At 65.4% G+C, this 17,002-nt stretch carries 16 protein-coding genes and 1 pseudogene; 7 read left to right on the forward strand and 10 right to left on the reverse strand.

Annotated elements, in window-relative coordinates; genetic code table 11:
- Window positions 1-533, forward strand: a pseudogene (locus MUB52_RS23140) (FAD-binding domain-containing protein); the annotation flags it as partial.
- A 161-nt stretch (window positions 534-694) separates the two neighbouring features.
- The gene (locus tag MUB52_RS23145) at window positions 695-2,725 is read left to right on the forward strand and encodes a PhoX family protein (protein ID WP_263846527.1); all 2,031 of its coding nucleotides are present in this window, start codon (window positions 695-697) and stop codon (window positions 2,723-2,725) included.
- Window positions 2,726-2,845: 120 nt separating this feature from the next.
- Here the strand turns inward: MUB52_RS23145 and MUB52_RS23150 are convergent, their stop codons facing one another.
- Window positions 2,846-3,907 (reverse strand): zinc ABC transporter substrate-binding protein, encoded by a 1,062-nt coding sequence (locus MUB52_RS23150; protein WP_263846528.1) that lies wholly within the window; start codon window positions 3,905-3,907, stop codon window positions 2,846-2,848.
- An 84-nt stretch (window positions 3,908-3,991) separates the two neighbouring features.
- On the opposite strand from MUB52_RS23150, the gene MUB52_RS23155 reads away from it, so the two are divergent.
- The 3 genes from MUB52_RS23155 to MUB52_RS23165 are packed head-to-tail and all read left to right on the forward strand — an operon-like array spanning window position 3,992 to window position 6,003.
- A complete protein-coding gene (locus tag MUB52_RS23155) occupies window positions 3,992-4,471 on the forward strand; it encodes a helix-turn-helix domain-containing protein (protein ID WP_263846529.1) in 480 nt (159 codons plus the stop codon).
- A complete protein-coding gene (locus MUB52_RS23160) occupies window positions 4,468-5,214 on the forward strand; it encodes an ATP-binding cassette domain-containing protein (RefSeq protein WP_263846530.1) in 747 nt (248 codons plus the stop codon). Before MUB52_RS23155 ends, MUB52_RS23160 begins: the two co-directional genes overlap by 4 nt.
- Window positions 5,215-6,003 carry a metal ABC transporter permease gene (locus MUB52_RS23165; RefSeq protein ID WP_263846531.1) on the forward strand — a complete coding sequence of 263 codons (789 nt, stop codon included), beginning with the start codon at window positions 5,215-5,217 and terminating at the stop codon, window positions 6,001-6,003. It abuts the gene before it with no gap.
- An 87-nt stretch (window positions 6,004-6,090) separates the two neighbouring features.
- Here the strand turns inward: MUB52_RS23165 and MUB52_RS23170 are convergent, their stop codons facing one another.
- Genes MUB52_RS23170 through MUB52_RS23195 form a run of 6 tightly spaced genes read right to left on the reverse strand, consistent with a single transcriptional unit; the run spans window position 6,091 to window position 11,292 of the window.
- Window positions 6,091-6,780 (reverse strand): ABC transporter ATP-binding protein, encoded by a 690-nt coding sequence (locus MUB52_RS23170; protein WP_263846532.1) that lies wholly within the window; start codon window positions 6,778-6,780, stop codon window positions 6,091-6,093.
- Complete coding sequence (locus MUB52_RS23175) at window positions 6,777-7,532, reverse strand: ABC transporter ATP-binding protein (RefSeq protein WP_263846533.1); 756 nt, start codon at window positions 7,530-7,532, stop codon at window positions 6,777-6,779. Before MUB52_RS23175 ends, MUB52_RS23170 begins: the two co-directional genes overlap by 4 nt.
- Window positions 7,525-8,469, reverse strand: coding sequence for a branched-chain amino acid ABC transporter permease (locus MUB52_RS23180; RefSeq protein ID WP_404818274.1), 945 nt, complete (start codon window positions 8,467-8,469; stop codon window positions 7,525-7,527). Before MUB52_RS23180 ends, MUB52_RS23175 begins: the two co-directional genes overlap by 8 nt.
- A 40-nt stretch (window positions 8,470-8,509) precedes the next feature.
- On the reverse strand, window positions 8,510-9,427 hold the full coding sequence (locus MUB52_RS23185; protein WP_263846535.1) for a branched-chain amino acid ABC transporter permease: 918 nt from the start codon (window positions 9,425-9,427) through the stop codon (window positions 8,510-8,512).
- Window positions 9,424-10,140: a 3-keto-5-aminohexanoate cleavage protein gene (locus MUB52_RS23190; protein ID WP_263846536.1), complete on the reverse strand. Its 717-nt coding sequence runs from the start codon at window positions 10,138-10,140 to the stop codon at window positions 9,424-9,426. Before MUB52_RS23190 ends, MUB52_RS23185 begins: the two co-directional genes overlap by 4 nt.
- A 3-nt stretch (window positions 10,141-10,143) precedes the next feature.
- Complete coding sequence (locus MUB52_RS23195) at window positions 10,144-11,292, reverse strand: ABC transporter substrate-binding protein (RefSeq protein ID WP_263846537.1); 1,149 nt, start codon at window positions 11,290-11,292, stop codon at window positions 10,144-10,146.
- A gap of 378 nt (window positions 11,293-11,670) precedes the next feature.
- Here MUB52_RS23195 and MUB52_RS23200 point away from each other — a divergent pair, with 378 nt between their 5' ends.
- A complete protein-coding gene (locus MUB52_RS23200; protein WP_263846538.1) occupies window positions 11,671-12,459 on the forward strand; it encodes a hypothetical protein in 789 nt (262 codons plus the stop codon).
- A 142-nt stretch (window positions 12,460-12,601) separates the two neighbouring features.
- Here MUB52_RS23200 and MUB52_RS23205 read toward each other — a convergent pair whose 3' ends face one another.
- From MUB52_RS23205 to MUB52_RS23215, 3 genes are all read right to left on the reverse strand, one after another.
- The gene (locus MUB52_RS23205) at window positions 12,602-13,459 is read right to left on the reverse strand and encodes a delta-class carbonic anhydrase (RefSeq protein ID WP_263846539.1); all 858 of its coding nucleotides are present in this window, start codon (window positions 13,457-13,459) and stop codon (window positions 12,602-12,604) included.
- Window positions 13,460-13,600: 141 nt separating this feature from the next.
- A complete protein-coding gene (locus tag MUB52_RS23210; protein ID WP_263846540.1) occupies window positions 13,601-14,659 on the reverse strand; it encodes an ABC transporter ATP-binding protein in 1,059 nt (352 codons plus the stop codon).
- Between the two features lie 4 nt (window positions 14,660-14,663).
- A complete protein-coding gene (locus MUB52_RS23215) occupies window positions 14,664-15,455 on the reverse strand; it encodes an IclR family transcriptional regulator (RefSeq protein WP_263846541.1) in 792 nt (263 codons plus the stop codon).
- 241 nt (window positions 15,456-15,696) lie between these two features.
- On the opposite strand from MUB52_RS23215, the gene MUB52_RS23220 reads away from it, so the two are divergent.
- Entirely contained in the window at window positions 15,697-16,953 is a 1,257-nt protein-coding gene (locus MUB52_RS23220; RefSeq protein ID WP_404818273.1) for an ABC transporter substrate-binding protein, read from the forward strand.
- Window positions 16,954-17,002: the final 49 nt, after the last annotated feature.

The raw sequence follows: 17,002 nt of genomic DNA on the forward strand, positions 1-17,002 counted from the left end.
GGCTGGCCGGGTATGGCGGCGCCATACCCGGCCAGCCGCCCCCCGCCCCCCGGCTCCTGCCGGAGGAAACGGACCCGCAACCGCACCTGCGCACCGGTCTTCTGCTGCACGAAGAGGATCTCAGCCCCGGCTTTGTGCTCGACCGCATTGAGGTCGCTGCAACCGGGCTGCTGGCGCCGGTGGAGGAGATCGGCCCACTCCGACCGGCGCCCCATGTGGCCGGTTTTCGACGCGCCGCTCAAGCGGAGGCCGCCACACGCTGGCAGGCGCGCCTTGGTCCGACAACGCCCGACCTCGCCACGGCACATCAGATCGCGGCGTGGGCCCGCGAGGCCGGGCTTGCGCAGATCGTGACAGCATACGCCCCCGTCGGCCCCGCCGCCGCCGTCCTCGACCAGCTCGGGCGTCTGCCCGATGCGCCCCCACTGCATCGCCTGCGCCGCAGCTATGACTCTGCAGCCTGGCCCCACGCGACAAAGGGCTTCTTCCCGTTCAGAAAACAGATCCCGGCCCTGCTCACCCGCATCGGTTGATTTCGCGCGCGGGTTGTTGTTAACCTTTTCGCCGGGGACCTCAAAAACAGCAGTGATCCGTCATAAGGGCGTTACAAGCGCCGGGCAGATCGAACAAGACTGCGCGCGGCATCAGATTCGGTGCCGCCGCCAACAAGCAAAGCCACCGACAGAGGAAGCACATGGACCGCAAAGACATCATCAACGACCCCGAGTATGGCAACAAGGCGGAAGCCTTCGAGGCCTTTGACGACATCCCAACGAACCCGAACCTGAGCCGCACGATCGGCGATGTGATCAACGCCCGCTACGGCCGCCGCGATCTGCTGAAAGGCGCATTGGGTGTGGCTGCGACAACCGCGCTCTTCGGGACGTCGGCGATGGTTGCGCCCAAGCAGGCGGCGGCCGCCGCGAGCGCCAGCCGCTACAAGTTCGACGAACTCGCCTGGGGCAACGATGAAAAGCATCACATTGCGGAGGGCTACAACGCCGACATCCTGCTGCGCTGGGGCGACCCGATCACGGCAGACGCACCCGAATTCGACGTGATGAACCAGACGGTCGAGGCGCAGTTGAAACAGTTCGGCTACAACAACGACTACGTGGGCTTCACGGCGCTGAACGAAGAGGGCACGCGCGGCCTGCTCTGCGTGAACCATGAATACACCAACGAAGAGGTCATGTTCCCCGGCCTCGGCCGCCAGGATCGCGACGGCTTCACCGGGATGACGAAAGAACTGGTCGAGATCGAGATGGCCGCGCACGGCGGCTCGGTCGTGGAGATCGCGCAGGGCGACGACGGCACTTGGGCACTGGTCCGCGACAGTGACTACAACCGCCGCATCACGCCCTTCAACACCGAGATGGTCATGGGCGGGCCCGCCGCAGGCCATGAGCGGATGAAGACCAATGACGATCCGACCGGGACCGCCGTGATCGGCACCATCAACAACTGCGCCGGCGGCATGACGCCCTGGGGCACCTACCTGATGGCGGAAGAGAACTTCCACGGCTACTTCTGGACCGATGTGGTCGACGCCGAAGGCAAGCCGGACGTGTCGGCCCAGCCTGAAGCCACAAGCATGAAGCGTTACGGCGTGCCGGGCGGCTGGTACGCCTGGGGCAAGTTCCACGACCGCTGGAACATCGACAAAGAGCCGAACATGCCGAACAAATACGGCTGGATCGTCGAGGTCGACCCGCGCAACCCCGATGCCAAGCCGATCAAGCACACCGCCATGGGGCGCTTCCGCCACGAGGGTGCGGAGACCACCATTTCCTCAAGCGGCAAGCTGGTGATCTATTCCGGCGACGACAACCGCTTCGACTATCTCTACAAATACGTCTCGACCGAAGACGTCACGGAAGAGAACAGCGTCTTCGGCAGCTCGCTGATGTCGGACGGGACGCTCTATGTGGCGCGGTTCGACGAGGACGGCACCGTCACCTGGATGCCGCTGGTGCACGGCGAGGGCCCGCTGACCGCCGAGAACGGCTTCAACGATCAGGGCGACGTGATGATCGACACGCGGCTGGCCGCGGACCTGCTGGGTGCGACCCCGATGGACCGCCCGGAGGATGCGAACCCCGGCCCCAACGGCACCGCTTATGTCATGCTCACCAACAACACCCGACGGACCGCCGATCAGGTGAATGCGGCCAACCCGCGGGCCGAGAGCGCCTTCGGCCATATCATCGAGATCAAGGAAGACGGTGAGGATCACGCAGCGACCACCGGCACCTGGTCGATTCTGGTGAAATGCGGCGATCCCACCATCGAGGAGGTGGGCGCGCAGTGGAACCCGGAGACGTCCGAAAGCGGCTGGTTCGGCTCGCCCGACAACTGCGCCATCGACGCCGACGGTCGTCTTTGGATCTCGACCGACCAGGGCTCGAACTGGGGCAAGACGGGCAAGTCCGACGGGCTCTATTCGCTGGAAACCGCGGGCGAGCTGCGCGGGCATTCGAAGCTCTTCTTCCGCTGCCCGGTCGGAGGCGAGCTGTGCGGGCCCTACTTCACCCCGGACAGCGAGACCCTGTTCCTCGCCGTGCAGCACCCCGGCACGGATGGCACCAAGGACTTCAAGGGTTTCGAGCGCGACTCGACCTTCGAAGACCCAGCCACCCGCTGGCCCGATTTCGACCCCGCGATGCCGCCGCGTCCATCGGTCGTGGTCGTGACCAAAGAAGGCGGCGGCAAGATCGCCGTCTGAGACAGACCAGAGCGCACCCCGATCCATCGGGTCGGGGTGTCGCGGACGACATAGTTAAGGCCATTTCAAACCACCAAGGCCCCGCAATCCCCCCGCGGGGCCTTTTTCGTGCTGTGGGGATCAGTCGCCGAGACAGGCCGCAATCGCGTCTGCGGTCTGGGTGAGCAACGCCCCATAGAGCTCTGATCCCAAACCGATTTGCGCTGCCGTGGCATCGACGAGACCAAGCTTGGTCTCGCTTCCGGCGAAGACCGCCTCGACCAGCCCCTCCTGCGTCCCTGGCTCGACCAGCGCGCAACGCGCGCCTACCGTGGCGACAGTCTCGCGCACCTCGGCAAGATGACCGGGCTGCGCGGCCGCATCGTCGGCAAGGCTGATCGCCGCGGCCGCCTCGAGCCCGAAGCGCGCCTCGAAGTAGTGGTAGGCGTCGTGCGCCACCACGAAGGGACGGCCCGACAGCGGTGCAAGCTGGGTCGCGATCCGCTCCTGCAGCGCCGTGATGCCGGCGGCCGCGGTGGCAGCATTGGCGCTGTAGGTGGCGGCATTCTCGGGGTCCTGCCGGCTCAGGGCGTCGGCCACACCGCTCAGGATCGCAATGGCGTTCTGCGGATCGAGCCAGATGTGCGGATCCACCCCACCGGCATGGGCATGGCCGTGGGCGTCATGGTCGTCATGACCCGTGTCCGCGTGATCTTCATGGTCGTCATGCGCATGGTCCACGTGATCATCGTGCGCCGTCTCGGCGTGCTCGTGATCGTCATCATGCCCGTGGTCATCTTTGGCCTCATGCGCCGCGCCATGATCATCGTGACTGCCATGGTCATGCGCATCCACGAACATCTCCCCACTGCGGAAGGCGAGGGTCTGAACGCCCGGCATCTCCATCAGGGAGAGATGTTCGGCTTGGGGTGCCAATGTCTCGATCGACTCCTCAAGCCAAGGGCTGAGCATCGGGCCAACCCAGACCACAAGATCGGCTTGCGACAGCGCCCGCGCCTCGGAGGGCCGCATCGCGTAGGCATGGGGCGATGCGCCGGGCGGCAGGATCACGTCGGGCGCACCCACGCCCTCCATCACCTGTGCGACAAGGCTGTGGATCGGCGCAATGTCGGTAACGACCTGCGGCGCCTCGGCGAGCGCGGGAGAGGACAGGAGTGCAAGACAGGCAGGAAATACGCGCATAATGAGGACCCTTGTTTCAATACCGAGGCTCTGCTAACAGGGATGTTATAACATATCAATCCCGAATACGATTGGAGATGGACAATGGCCGCAATCGGATTTTGCGCCCATGACCACACCGCCTGCGTCGCCGAGATGATGGCCCACGCCGAGGCGCATTGCGCGGCCGAAGGGCTGAACTTCACGCCGGTGCGGCAGCGTGCGCTGGAGATCCTGCTGCGCGAGCACCGGGCGCTGGGGGCCTATGATCTGCTCGCCCAGTTGGCCGAAGACGGCCTCGGTTCGCAACCGCCCGTGGCGTATCGGGCGCTGGACTTTCTGGTCAAGGCGGGGCTCGCGCACAAGATCGAGGCGCTCAACGCCTATGTGGCCTGCGTGCATTCAGGCGCAGAGCATACGCCGGCCTTCCTGATCTGCCGCGGGTGCAGGGCCGTGGCGGAGGCCGATACGGCGCTGACCTCGGGGCGCCTGGGCGAGGCGGCGGCCGCAGCGGGCTTTCACATCGAGCGCACGGTGGTGGAAGCCCAGGGGCTCTGCCCTGCCTGTCAGGGGCCGGCCCCATGACCACGCTGCTGGAAGCCCGCGATCTCGTGCTGGCCTATCAGGGGAAGACCGTTCTGCGCGATGTCAACCTGACCCTGGCCTCCGGCGAGATCGTCACCATCGTCGGCCCCAACGGGTCCGGCAAGTCGAGCCTTCTGCGCGCGCTCATCGGGGCGCTGGCGCCGCTGCGTGGCGCCGTGACCCGTAAACCCGGGCTGCGCGTCGGCTATGTGCCGCAGAACCTCGTGATCGACCCCACCCTGCCGCTGACCGTGGCGCGGTTTCTCGGGCTGCCGCAGCGGATCGGGCGATCCGCCGTCCGGACCGCGCTACAGGACGCGGGCGTACCCGATCTGGGCGGGCAACAGATGGTATCGCTCTCCGGCGGGCAGTTCCAGCGGGTGCTGCTGGCGCGGGCCCTTCTCAGCGATCCGGAACTGCTGATCCTCGACGAGGCGACGCAAAGTCTCGACCAGCCGGGCGCGGCGAGCTTCTACCGGCAGATCGAAGCAGTGCGCGCCCGGACGGGCTGCGCCGTGCTGATGGTCAGCCACGATCTGCATGTGGTCATGGCAGCATCCGACCGGGTGCTCTGCCTTAACGGGCATATCTGCTGCGAAGGCACGCCGGAGGTGGTGGCGAGCGCGCCGGAATACCGCGCGCTCTTCGGCACGGGCACGCAAGGCGCGCTGGCGCTTTACCGGCACCAGCACCAGCATGGGCCCGAGTGCGACCACGATCACGTGCATGAGGCCGCGGAGTAGATGCTGGACGACTTTCTGGTGCGCGCGGCGCTGGCCGGGCTCGGTGTGGCGGTCGCGGCAGCTCCGTTGGGCTGCTTCGTGGTCTGGCGGCGCATGGCCTATTTCGGAGATGCGACCAGTCACGCAGCGCTCCTCGGCGTGGCCCTGGCGCTCGCCACCGACCTGCCGCTTTTCGGTGGCGTCTTGCTCGCCGCGCTTGGGATGGCGCTGCTGCTGAACCGCCTGACCGGGCGCGGCCTGGGCAGCGATGCGCTGTTGGGCGTGCTGGCCCATGCGGCCCTGGCGTTGGGGCTGGTCGCGGTCTCCTTCCTGCCCTCCGTCAGGATCGATCTGATGAGTTACCTCGTCGGCGATATTCTCGCCGTCTCCAAATGGGATCTGGTGGTGATCTGGACCGGCGCCGCAGCCGTGCTGGCGCTTGTGGGTTGGCGCTGGTCGGCGCTGCTCTCGGCGACGCTGAGCCCGGACATGGCGCGGGCCAGCGGGGTCGACCCGCGTCGCGAAGAGCTGATCCTCACTTTGGCGCTCGCGATCACGGTCGCGGTGGCGATCAAGGTGGTGGGTGCGCTGCTGATCGCGGCCCTGTTGATCATCCCGGCGGCGGCTGCGCGTCCGCTGGCCCGCGCGCCCGAGAGCATGGCCTTGGTCGCCATGGGGATCGGCGCGAGTTCGGCGCTTGGCGGGCTCACGGTATCCTTCGTGCTCGACACCCCCACAGGGCCAACGATCGTCAGCCTCGCCGCCGGCCTCTTTGCGCTCACCCAAACCCTGCAGGCGGTTCGGAGCTGACCCGCGCCCGCCCGGCAAGGCCGGGCAGCGACCGACCACCCTCGATGGGTGGGAGGGCGCTCGCTGCGCCACTGGTCACAACTGCGCTCAGACGCCGAGATAGCGGTCGGCGACCTCCGCCGTGAGCGCGGTCATCGCACCGGACCACACGTTGCTGCCGCGCTCGAGGATCACCGCATGATCCGCCACCTGCCGCAGCTCGGCCAGAGACTTATCCACCAGCAGGATGGCCATACCGGTCTCCGCCTTCAGTTGCCGGATCGCGGCCCAGATCTCCTGCCGCACCACCGGCGCGAGCCCCTCGGTCGCCTCGTCGAGCAACAACAAGCGTGGGTTGGTCATCAGCGCGCGACCGAGGCTCAGCATCTGCTGCTCACCGCCCGAGAGCGAGGCGGCGGATTGGTCGCGCCGCTCCGCGAGGCGGGGGAAAAGCCGGGTGACCGCACTCACATCCCAAGGGCCGGGCCGGGCGGCGGCGATGAGGTTCTCTTGCACCGTCAGGTTGGGGAAACAGCGCCGGCCTTCGGGCACGAGCCCCAGCCCGGCCTGCGCAGCCTTGTGGGGCGGCAAAGCGGCCATGTCCTTTCCATCAAACTGCACCTGCCCGGCGCTGTGTCTGAGCAAGCGGCAGATCACCTTGATGGTCGAGGATTTGCCCATGCCGTTGCGCCCCATGAGCGCGCAGACCTCCCCTTCGTTGAGCTGCAGGTCGACGCCGAAGAGCGCCTGGCTGGGACCATAGAAAGCCTCGATGCCCTCCAGCGTGAGGAAGCTCATGCCGCGTCCTCCTCGCCCAGATAGGCCTCGCGCACCTGGGGGTTGGCGCGGATCTCGTCGCCTGTGCCGGTGGCGATCACCTTGCCGTAGACCAGCACCGAGATGCGGTCGGCGAGCGCGAAGACCGCGTCCATGTCGTGTTCCACCAGCAGGATCGGCGCCTCGCGGCGCAGCCCGTCGAGAAAGCCGGTGAGCCGTTTTGAGCCACTGGCGCCGAGGCCTGCCATGGGCTCGTCCATCAGGAACGCGCGGGGTTTCAGGGTGAGCGCCACGGCGACTTCGAGCAGGCGGCGCTGGCCGTGGCTGAGCTCGGCGGTGCGGGTGGTGGCGTGATCGGCGAGGCCGACGCGCTCCAGCGCCGCCATCGCGGTGGCGCGCAGCTCGGTGTCCCCCATCACCGGCTTGAAGAAGCGCCAGACGCTGCCGCGTTGGCCCACGGCGCCCAGCACCGCGTTCTGCAGCACGGTATACTCCATCGCGAGCGAGGAGATCTGGAAGGTGCGGCCCAACCCGGCGCGCGCGCGGGCGGGTGTGGGCAGCGCGGTGATGTCTTCACCAGCGAAGCGGATGGTGCCTGCGTCGGGCGCGAGGCCGCCGGCGATCTGCTTGATCAGGGTGGATTTGCCCGCGCCGTTGGGGCCGATCAGCGCGTGGATTTCGCCCGGCACGAGCATGAGCGACACATCGTCGGTCGCCTTCAGCGCGCCGAAGGATTTGTGCAAGCCCTCGATCTGCAAGAGCGGCTCAGTCATGCGCGACCTCACGGCCTGCCAGCGCGCCGATCATGCCGCCGCGGGCGAAGAGCACGACGAGGAGCAGGAGCAGCCCGAGGTAGACGTGCCAGAAGTCCGAGAGCCCGCCGAGGATATGTTCGAGCAGGATGAAGAGGGCGGCGCCTGCGACCGGTCCATAGAGCCGCCCCACGCCGCCGAGGATCACGAAGATCATGATCTCGCCCGACATGTGCCAGCTGAGCATCGTGGGGCTGACGAAGCGGTTGAGGTCCGCGAAGAGTGTGCCCGCGAGCGCCGTGATGGCGCCGGAGATCACGAAGGCCAGAAGGCGCAGGCGGTAGGGCGAGAGGCCCACGGTCTCGACCCGTTCGGGGTTCTGCCGGGCGGCGGCGAGCGCCAGCCCGAAGGGAGCGGCCGCGAGGCGGCCCGCGAGGAACAGCACGACCGCGAGGAGAGTGAAGACGATGGCGAAGAACTGGATCGGGTCCAGCGTGTTCAGGCCCGGGAAGCCGTTGCGCACATAGATCGACAGGCCGTCCTCGCCGCCATAGGCCGGCCAGCTGATCGCGAAATAGTAAAGCATCTGGCCGAAGGCGAGCGTGATCATGATGAAGTAGACGCCGGAGGTCCGCAGGGAGAGCGCGCCGATCAACAGGGCGGCGATGGCACCGATGATAGCGGCGGTCAGCCAGATCACGGGCATGGATTTGGTGCCTTCGATGAGGAACGGCGCCTCCATCAGCGGCGTGAAGGTCTGGGCGTGGTGGGCGAGGATGCCCATGGCGTAGCCGCCGAGGCCGAAGAAGGCGGCGTGCCCGAGGCTGACCAGACCACCCAAGCCGAGCGCGATATTGAGCCCCACGCCCGCAAGCGCGAGGATCGCGGCCTTGGTGGCCAGCGTGATGATGAAGGGCTCATCAAGCGCAAGCGCCACCAGGGCAGTGACAGGCAGCATGGCGAAGAGCAGGAGGTTGACGGCGCGCGCGCGGCTCATCTCAGGCGCTCCCATAGAGGCCAGTGGGGCGGAAGAGCAGCACCGCGGCCATAAGGATGTAAATCGCCATGGACGCCAGAGAAGAGCCCACAGCGGTCGCGGCGGCAGGCTCCATGAACGCGCCGAAGAGGCCGGGCAGAAGGACCTTGCCCAGCGTATCGGTCATCCCCACCAGCAAGGCCCCCACCAGCGCGCCCTTGATCGAGCCGATGCCGCCGATCACGATGACCACGAAGGCGAGGATCAGCACCGGCTCGCCCATCCCGACCTGCACCGATTGCAGCGCGCCGACCAGCGCGCCTGCGAGCCCTGCGAGCGCAGCACCAAGGGCGAAGACGATGGTGTATAGGCGCGAGATATCGACGCCGAGCGCTGCGATCATCTCGCGGTCGCTCTCGCCTGCGCGGATCTGGATGCCGATGCGCGTCCGGGCGATCAGCTGGAAGAGGCCCAGCGCAATCACCAACCCGATCCCGATGATCAGCAGCCGGTAGGCCGGATACTGGATGCCGCCGGGCAGCGTGACCGGGCCCGCGAGCGCCGCGGGGATATCGAGAAAAAGCGGGAAAGAGCCAAAGATCCAGCGCGTGCCTTCGGAGAAGATCAGGATCAGCGCAAAGGTGGCGAGCACCTGATCGAGATGGTCGCGGTCGTAGAGCCGCCGGATGACCACCAGTTCGATGATCGCACCGGCGGCGGCGGCTGCCGCGAGGCTCGCGATCAGCGCCAGCAGGAAGGAGCCGGTCGCGCCTGCCACGGCGGCGGCCGCAAAGGCGCCTACCATGTAGAGCGAGCCATGGGCGAGGTTGATCAGCCCCATCACCCCGAAGATCAGCGTCAGCCCGGCGGCCATCAGGAACAGCATGACGCCGAACTGCAGGCCGTTCAGGACCTGTTCGATCAGCAGCAGCGTGCTCATGCCAGGGGGCGCCCTGCGTCTCGAAAAATCCCCGCCGCCGCGGCGATCAGGGCTGCATTGTCGGGGGCGGGCGTGCCGTCGGGAAGATGATCGCAGTCCTCGAAGCCGATGCGAGAGGAGTGCCCTTCGCGGGCCGCACGCCGCAGGCACGGCCAGGCGCTCGTCCCTTGACCGTGCAGCAAAACGGGCTCCGTCCGCCCCGCTGCGCTAAGGCGTGCCTGGATCCGGTCAATCTCCGGATCGACATCGTCTGTGTCGGGCATTTCGATCAAGATGCGCGTTTGCGGCGGCAGATCCAGCGCGCAAAACCGCATTGCATCGGCATCGCTCCAAAGTCCGGCCTCCACGCCAATTCTGCGATCAGCCATCAGCGCCATCACCTCCGGCGCATCGGGCTCATTGAGATTGACGGACACATAGTCCGGCAACCTGCGCCACCCCTCTAGATCGGCCAAGCGTCCCGCCGGTCCCGGCGCGATCCAGGCCCCGGTTCCCATGCCAAGGGCCATGTCCGGAGCCGCTGCACGGCAGGCGGCGAGAGTGGTATCGGTGAAGGCCGGTTGCAGCGTTTCGGCGCCTTCTGCATCCCGGGGATGCAGATGGGCGTGCCGCAACCCAAGCGCAAAGGCCGCCGCCGCATCGGCAGCGAGGTCGGCAGGCGTCACCGGCACGCCGACCCCTTGGGCATTCCCGTTCAGGCAAGCTTGCAGCATTGCTCAGTAGCTGCACTCGGCGGCGTAGGCGTCCACGTGGTCTTCCAGGCTCGCACCGATGATCTTGTTGGTGAAAACATCCCCTTCCTTGATCACCTCACGCACGTAGTAATCCTGCACCGGGTGCTGGTTGGTGCCGAACTTGAAGTCGCCACGCACCGAGTCGAACTCGGCCGCTGCGAGGGCCGCGCGGAAGGCGTCGGCGTCTTTCACATCGGCTTTTGCCATCGCGCTCAGGATCAGGTTCGCCGCGTCATAACCCTGGCTCGCATAGAGCGACGGCAGACGTCCGTATTCGGCCTGAAAGGCTTCGACAAAGGTGGCATTGGCCGGCACGTCGAGGTCCTTGTTCCACTGGCTTGTGTTCTTCACGCCCAGGGCCGCTTCACCGACCGCCTGCAAGATGCCCTGATCAAAGCTGAAGGCGGGGCCCACGACGGGGATGTCCACGCCCGATCCTGCGTATTGCTTGAGGAAGGAAATTCCCATGCCGCCGGGCAGGAAGAAGAAGACGCTATCCGCCCCGGAAGCGCGGATCTGCGCGATCTCGGCGGCATAGTCGGTCTGGCCGAGCTTCGTGTAGATCTCGCCGGCAAGCTCACCGCCGTAGGTCCGCTTGTAGCCTGTCAGCGCGTCTTGCCCAGCAGGGTAATTCGGCGCGAGGATGAAGCTGTTGGAATAGCCCGCATCATTGGCATAGGCGCCTGCGGCTTCGTGCAGGTTGTCGTTCTGCCAGGCGACGTTGAAATAGAGCGGGTGACAGCCCTTGCCCGCAAGCTGGCTGGGGCCGGCGTTGGGCGAGATGTAGAACTTGCCCTGCGCGGTCGCCGCCGGCACCACGGCCATGGCGAGGTTCGACCAGATGATGCCGGTCATGATGTCCACCTTCTCGGACTGGATCATCTTGTCGGCCAGCTGCACCGCGATCTCCGGCTTGCGCTGGTCATCCTCGATCACGACCTCGAGGTTCTCATTCCCGGCCAGTTTGGCGGCCAGCATGAAGCCATCACGCACGTCGATGCCGAGGCCCGCACCACCGCCCGACAGCGTGGTGATCATGCCGACCTTGACTTTGCCGCCATGCCCATCCGCCAGCCCGGCGCTGGCCACTGCCGCCAGACCTGCGGCGAGGATCAATGATTTCAGTTGCATAATACTCTCCCGGTTATGCAGGGCCTCTTGGCGTGCCCTCTTGGATATGATGCGGCCCGACTGTGACATCACAGGCGGATTTGTCCATCGGGCAGATGCACAGGCGCCCACAAATCAGGACCGGATCGCTTGTCTCATTGATGAAAGGCTAGGCTGGTGTCGAATTTATTTCAAGAACAAATATTTTAAGCTTGAACCAGATGCCCAGGCCGATCTCCGCATGACAACCTATAAGCTTGCCCAAATACCCGGCAGACTGGTGCCGCAAAGACGATCCACACCTGTAAATCGGATTGGGCCATTGACAGGCCAACCCGCCGCGGCCAACGCTCGATCGCACGGATAGATTGAATACATTTTCGAATTGGGAGATTTCGAATGACCTACCGAACCCACATTCTGTTGGGCTGCGCCCTGTCCTGCCTGTCGAGCTGGGGCCATGCGGCCACGGTGACATTGGTGGACCCTGCAACCTTGAGCGGAACAGCCGTCGTCGACTTCGAGGACCTCAACCTCGGTCTGGGCGCGACGGTCAACTACGACGGCGAGTTTGAATCGGGCACCGTTCAGTTCAGTGCAGGCTTCGTCGGGCAGACCATCGGCGTCTCCGGTTTCTTCGACACCGTCTCCGGCAGCCCCAGCGGCCCGCTTGCCCTCTTTGACGATGCGGCCAACCAGAACATCCTCGCCGTGGATGGTGGCGACGGCAACTTCGGCAATACGTCAATTGCCGGGCTTGGGCCGCTCGGCTTTCCAACAGCCAATGCGATTGGAGAAGGCGTGATCTCGGTGCTCTTCGACTTCGACCAATCAGAGTTCGGGTTCGATCTGATCGGCGGGGATGGCGGGACCGCCACGCTGCAGTTCTTCGGACGTGACGGCAGCCTGCTGACCGAGATCACCACTAACCCACTCTTCGGGACGTTGATGCTGGGCTTTGCGACCGATGACACCTCCAAGAGCATCGCCGGGGTGACGATCCTCAACAGCGATCCCGGCGGCGTCGGGGTCGACAACGTGCGCTCCGATGTGAGGGGTGTGATCGGGCCGCCGCCGGTTGGTCCGCGCCCCGAGATCGTGCCATTGCCGGCCGGCATCCTTTTGCTGGGCAGCGGCCTGTTGGCTCTCGGCGCTGCCCGGCGCGAGAGCCGTCGCCGCGCGCGCTGACCGAAACACCTGCGCCTGCATGCCCGCCCCATGTCGCGGGCGTGCGCCAGCGCTGGCCCGATGGCTGTCTCAAAGACGATGTGACCGCGCACCTGAGGTTCGGATGACCCTTGGCCGCCATCCCAACCTCAGCTGCCAGGCATTATCCGCCAGTTTCGGTGATCGGCGAGAGCAGCGCCGGGTTGGTCACCAGATTGCGCACCCCATGTGCGGCGGTTTGGTCAAAGATGTTGTCCGCCAGCCAGGTTTCAACGGATTGGATCGACACCTTGGCGACATCGGGACGGACGCTCCAGGTGACCTGCAGCGGCGAGCCTGCCGCGTTGAAGCTGGGGCCGGTGGTGGAGCCCGGGTAGAGGATCGGCGTGCCGGTGTCGGTCGGAATGCCGGGCGCCTGGTGCAACCCGTTGATCACCTCATGTGCGGTCAATTCGACGAAATCGCTGGCGCTGTCGTCGTTCACAAGCACGAAGACCTGCGCTTCGACGCGCAGCTGTGGGTTCACGATGGCCTCGCTGAGGCAGGAGCCGAGCGTCGGCCCCGGCTCCACCAGCGCGGTGGTGTGAACGTAGTGAACCTCGATCGTGTCGCCAGGCTGCAGATCGCCGTATTTGCCTGACCCCACGATGTTGTCATAGGGCGCCAGCTCCGCCTCGGTCAGCGTGCCGTCATAGCGAAAGCCGGTGCCGGCCCCCTTGCCATCGCCATTGCCGGCGTAGGTCGTGAACTGGCCGCCCCTGTGCTCGGCGTTCTCGTGGAAATGGATGTTGCAGAGGTTCATCGCGGTATGCGCCGGCGCGGTGGCAAAGACTCGGTCGTTCTCGCCCGTGAGCGTGCCGAGATCGCGCGGCGACTGCGGACCGAACCCTGCACCCTCGGTGGCCTCCGCCAGCGCCGCGCGTTGCGCCGCGATGGTCTCGTCGGTGGCCTCGGCGGCGACCAGCGACGAGGCGGCGGCGATTGCGGAAATGGACAAGGCAAAGTTCAGCACAGATTTCATGATGTTCCTCTCATGGGTTGGGGCTCAGCGGCCGGTGCCTTGGGGATGTAGGACCCGGCACACCGGCGGTAAGGTCGGTGATGCTGAAAACCTGACGCCCTGAACAAGATGTGATCCGGGGGCGTCGGTCTTGCCGTTGGATCAGCGGATGCGCTGTTCCGTCTTCGCGTCGAAGACATAGACGCGGCGGGTCTCGAAACTGATATCGACCGTGTCGCCTTCATTGGCGCGCTCATCGCCGCGTTCTTCGACGATGATCCGCTCGCCGGTCGGCGTGTCGAGATGCAGGTAGCTCACACCGCCCAGGGCCTCGGAGAGCTCGGCCTTCAGCGCCCCCTGCCCCATCTGGACCTCGATGTGCTCGGGCCGGATGCCGACGATCACCGACGTGCCCGCGGCGGGCAGGTTGGCCTCCACCGCCACCGTGCGGCCGAGCCCGGGCACCTCGATGCCGCCCTCGGCCACCGTGCCAGCGAGGAAGTTCATTGCGGGCGAGCCGATGAAACCGGCCACGAACTTGTTGTCCGGGTCGCGGTAGAGCTCCAGCGGCGCGCCCACCTGCTCGATGTTGCCAAGACGCAGCACGACGATCTTGTCGGCGAGCGTCATCGCCTCGACCTGATCGTGGGTCACGTAGATCATCGTGGCGCCGATTTCCTTGTGCAGACGGGCGATCTCGACCCGCATCTCGACGCGCAGCTCGGCGTCGAGGTTGGAGAGAGGCTCGTCGAAGAGGAAGACCTCGGGGCCCCGCACGATGGCGCGGCCGATGGCGACGCGCTGGCGCTGGCCACCGGAGAGCGCCTTTGGCTTGCGGTCGAGGTATTGGTCGAGCTTAAGGATGTCGGAGGCCTTTTGCACCTTCTCCTTGATCTCGCCCTTGGGCACCCCGTTCATCTTGAGGCCGAAGCCCATGTTTTCTTCCACGCTCATATGCGGGTAGAGCGCATAGGTCTGGAACACCATGGCCACGCCGCGCTCGGACGGGTCCATCCGGGTCACATCGCGCGTGCCGATGGCGATCTTGCCGTCGCTGGTCTCCTCCAGCCCCGCGATCATGCGCAAGAGCGTGGACTTGCCGCAGCCCGAGGGGCCTACGAAAACGCAGAACTCGCCATCCTCGATCTGCAGGTCGATCCCGTGGATCACCTGCACATCGCCGTAGCGTTTGATGGCCTGGTTCAGTGTCACGCCTGTCATGGTCTTAGGTCCCCGTGTGTTGAAGGTGGGTATCGGGAAAGCGCCAGGTTTGTGCCTCCTGCGCGATGGCATCCGCCGTGCGCTGAAGGCGCGGGGCCCAGCTTTCCAGTTGCTCAAGATCGGTAGCCTGCAGCGAGCCGGTGATCGACATCGCGCCCAGCACCCGGCCGGTGGCGGTGAGAATCGGATGGGCAATGCAGATGATGCCCGGCTCGTGCTCCTCTCGGTCGAAGGCGTAGCCGCGGGTGCGGATCGCCGCGAGTTCCGCGCAAAGCGCGTCGGGCGTTGTGTAGGTGTGCTCGGTGAAGCGGTGGAAGCTTTGCTGTGCGATCACGCGGCTCAGATGGTGCTCGGGCAGGAAGGCGAGCATCGCCTTGCCCACGCCGGTGCAATAGGCGGGGCCGACCTTGCCCGCGTCCGAAAACATCTCGACCGGCTGGGCCGCGTTACGCTTGTCCACATAGAGCACCTGCGCGTTGTCGAGCTGGGCCAGATGCACCGTCTGCCCGGTCTCGGCACTGAGCTGGTCGAGGAAGGGGCGCGCGAGGGGCGCCAGCGAGCTTTGCGTCCAGGCCGCATGGGCGAGCCGCACAAGGCGCACGCCCAGCGCGTAGGTCTGGCGGTCTGGGTCATACTCCAACATGCCCTGCGAGGTCAGCGTCTGCAGGAAACGATAGAGCGTCGCCTTGGGAAATTCGCACTCGGAGAGCAGCGTCGCAAAGCGCACCGGCTGGCCGTGCGCGGCCACCTGATCCAGAACGTCCAGTGCTTTGCCAACCGTGCCGTCGCCGGACATAGGCCTCCTCCCGTGATGCGCGAACCACCTGCGTTTCGGAAAATTCATTGCAAACCGGGGGTTTGCGCGCTTTTCCGCCTCCGTGCAGGCCGCGCTGCGGCTTCAGTTTCCCGAAGAACACTGTTGACAGGCTAAGCAGATTGCGCTGTAGTTTTCAATATATAAAACTTGGTTTCAAATAATGAAACTCATTATGCGGAACCGCGGAGGACATATACGCACGTACCCGAGGGAGGACACCATGCGTTTCACCACCAAGACAATGCTTATGGCATTGGCGGGCTCCACCATGCTGGCCGGCGCTGCGACGGCCGAGCTGACGGGAGATCTGAAGATTTTCCTCGACACATCGAACCCGGCGCCGCGTGCGACCATGGAAGCGATGATCGCCGATTTTCAGGAGCTGCATCCGGACCTGAACATCGAAACCACGGTGATCGACCGCGAGGCTTACAAGACGCAGATCCGCAACTTCCTGACCGCGGATGCGCCAGATGTAGCGACTTGGTATGCGGCGAACCGGATGACGCCTTATGTCTCCGCCGGTCTTTTTGAGGATGTCTCGGACCTCTGGGCCGAGCCGGAGATTGCCGAGAACCTCGCCTCCACCAAGGGCGCGATGACCATCGACGGCAAGCAGTGGGGCGTGCCCTATACCTATTATCAGTGGGGCATTTACTACCGCAAAGACATCTATGACGAGTTGGGGCTGAGCGAGCCTGCGACCTTCGAGGAGATGAAGTCCAACTGCCAGGCGATCCTGGATTCAGGCCGGAAGTGCTACACCATCGGCACCAAGTTCCTCTGGACCGCGGGCGGCTGGTTCGACTACCTGAACATGCGGACCCATGGCTTTGATTTCCATATGGAATTGGCCAATGGCGAGGTGAAATGGACAGACGAGCGCGTCCGCGAGACCTTTGCCAACTGGCGTGAGCTGATCGACATGGGCGCCTTCGTCGACAACCACCAGAACTACAGCTGGCAGGAATCGCTGCCCTTCATCGTGAACGGTGAGGCCGCCGCGATCCTGAAAGGCAACTTCGCTGTCGCACCGCTGCGCGAAGCGGGCTTGGATGACAGCAAACTGGACTTCTACCAGTTCCCGGCGATCACCGAAGGCGTGGCTCTGGCCGAAGACGCGCCGACCGACACCTTCCACATTCCCGCCAATGCGCAGAACAAGGACAACGCCCGCGAATTCCTGCGCTTTGTGGTCTCGGCCAATGTTCAGACCGAGATCAACAACGGCGCGAACCTCGGCCAGCTGCCTGTGAACGCAGGCTCCTCCGTGGATGACGACAAGTTCCTGGACGAAGGTTTCACCATGCTGTCCGAGAACAGCCCCGGCGGCGTGGCGCAGTTCTTCGACCGCGACTTCCCTGCCGAGATGGCCGCAGAAGCCATGCAGGGTTTGCAGGAATTCATGGTCTTCCCGGACAACCTCGACGACATCCTGGCTCGCCTCGATAAGGTCCAGGAGCGCGTCTACAACTAGGCGCAACGCCAAAGCCGGGGGGGCGGGGCGGCGCGCTTCGCGCGCCGCC

Origin of the sequence: Roseobacter sinensis, from assembly GCF_025755255.1 — a bacterium.
GTDB classification, from domain to species: domain Bacteria; phylum Pseudomonadota; class Alphaproteobacteria; order Rhodobacterales; family Rhodobacteraceae; genus Roseobacter; species Roseobacter sinensis.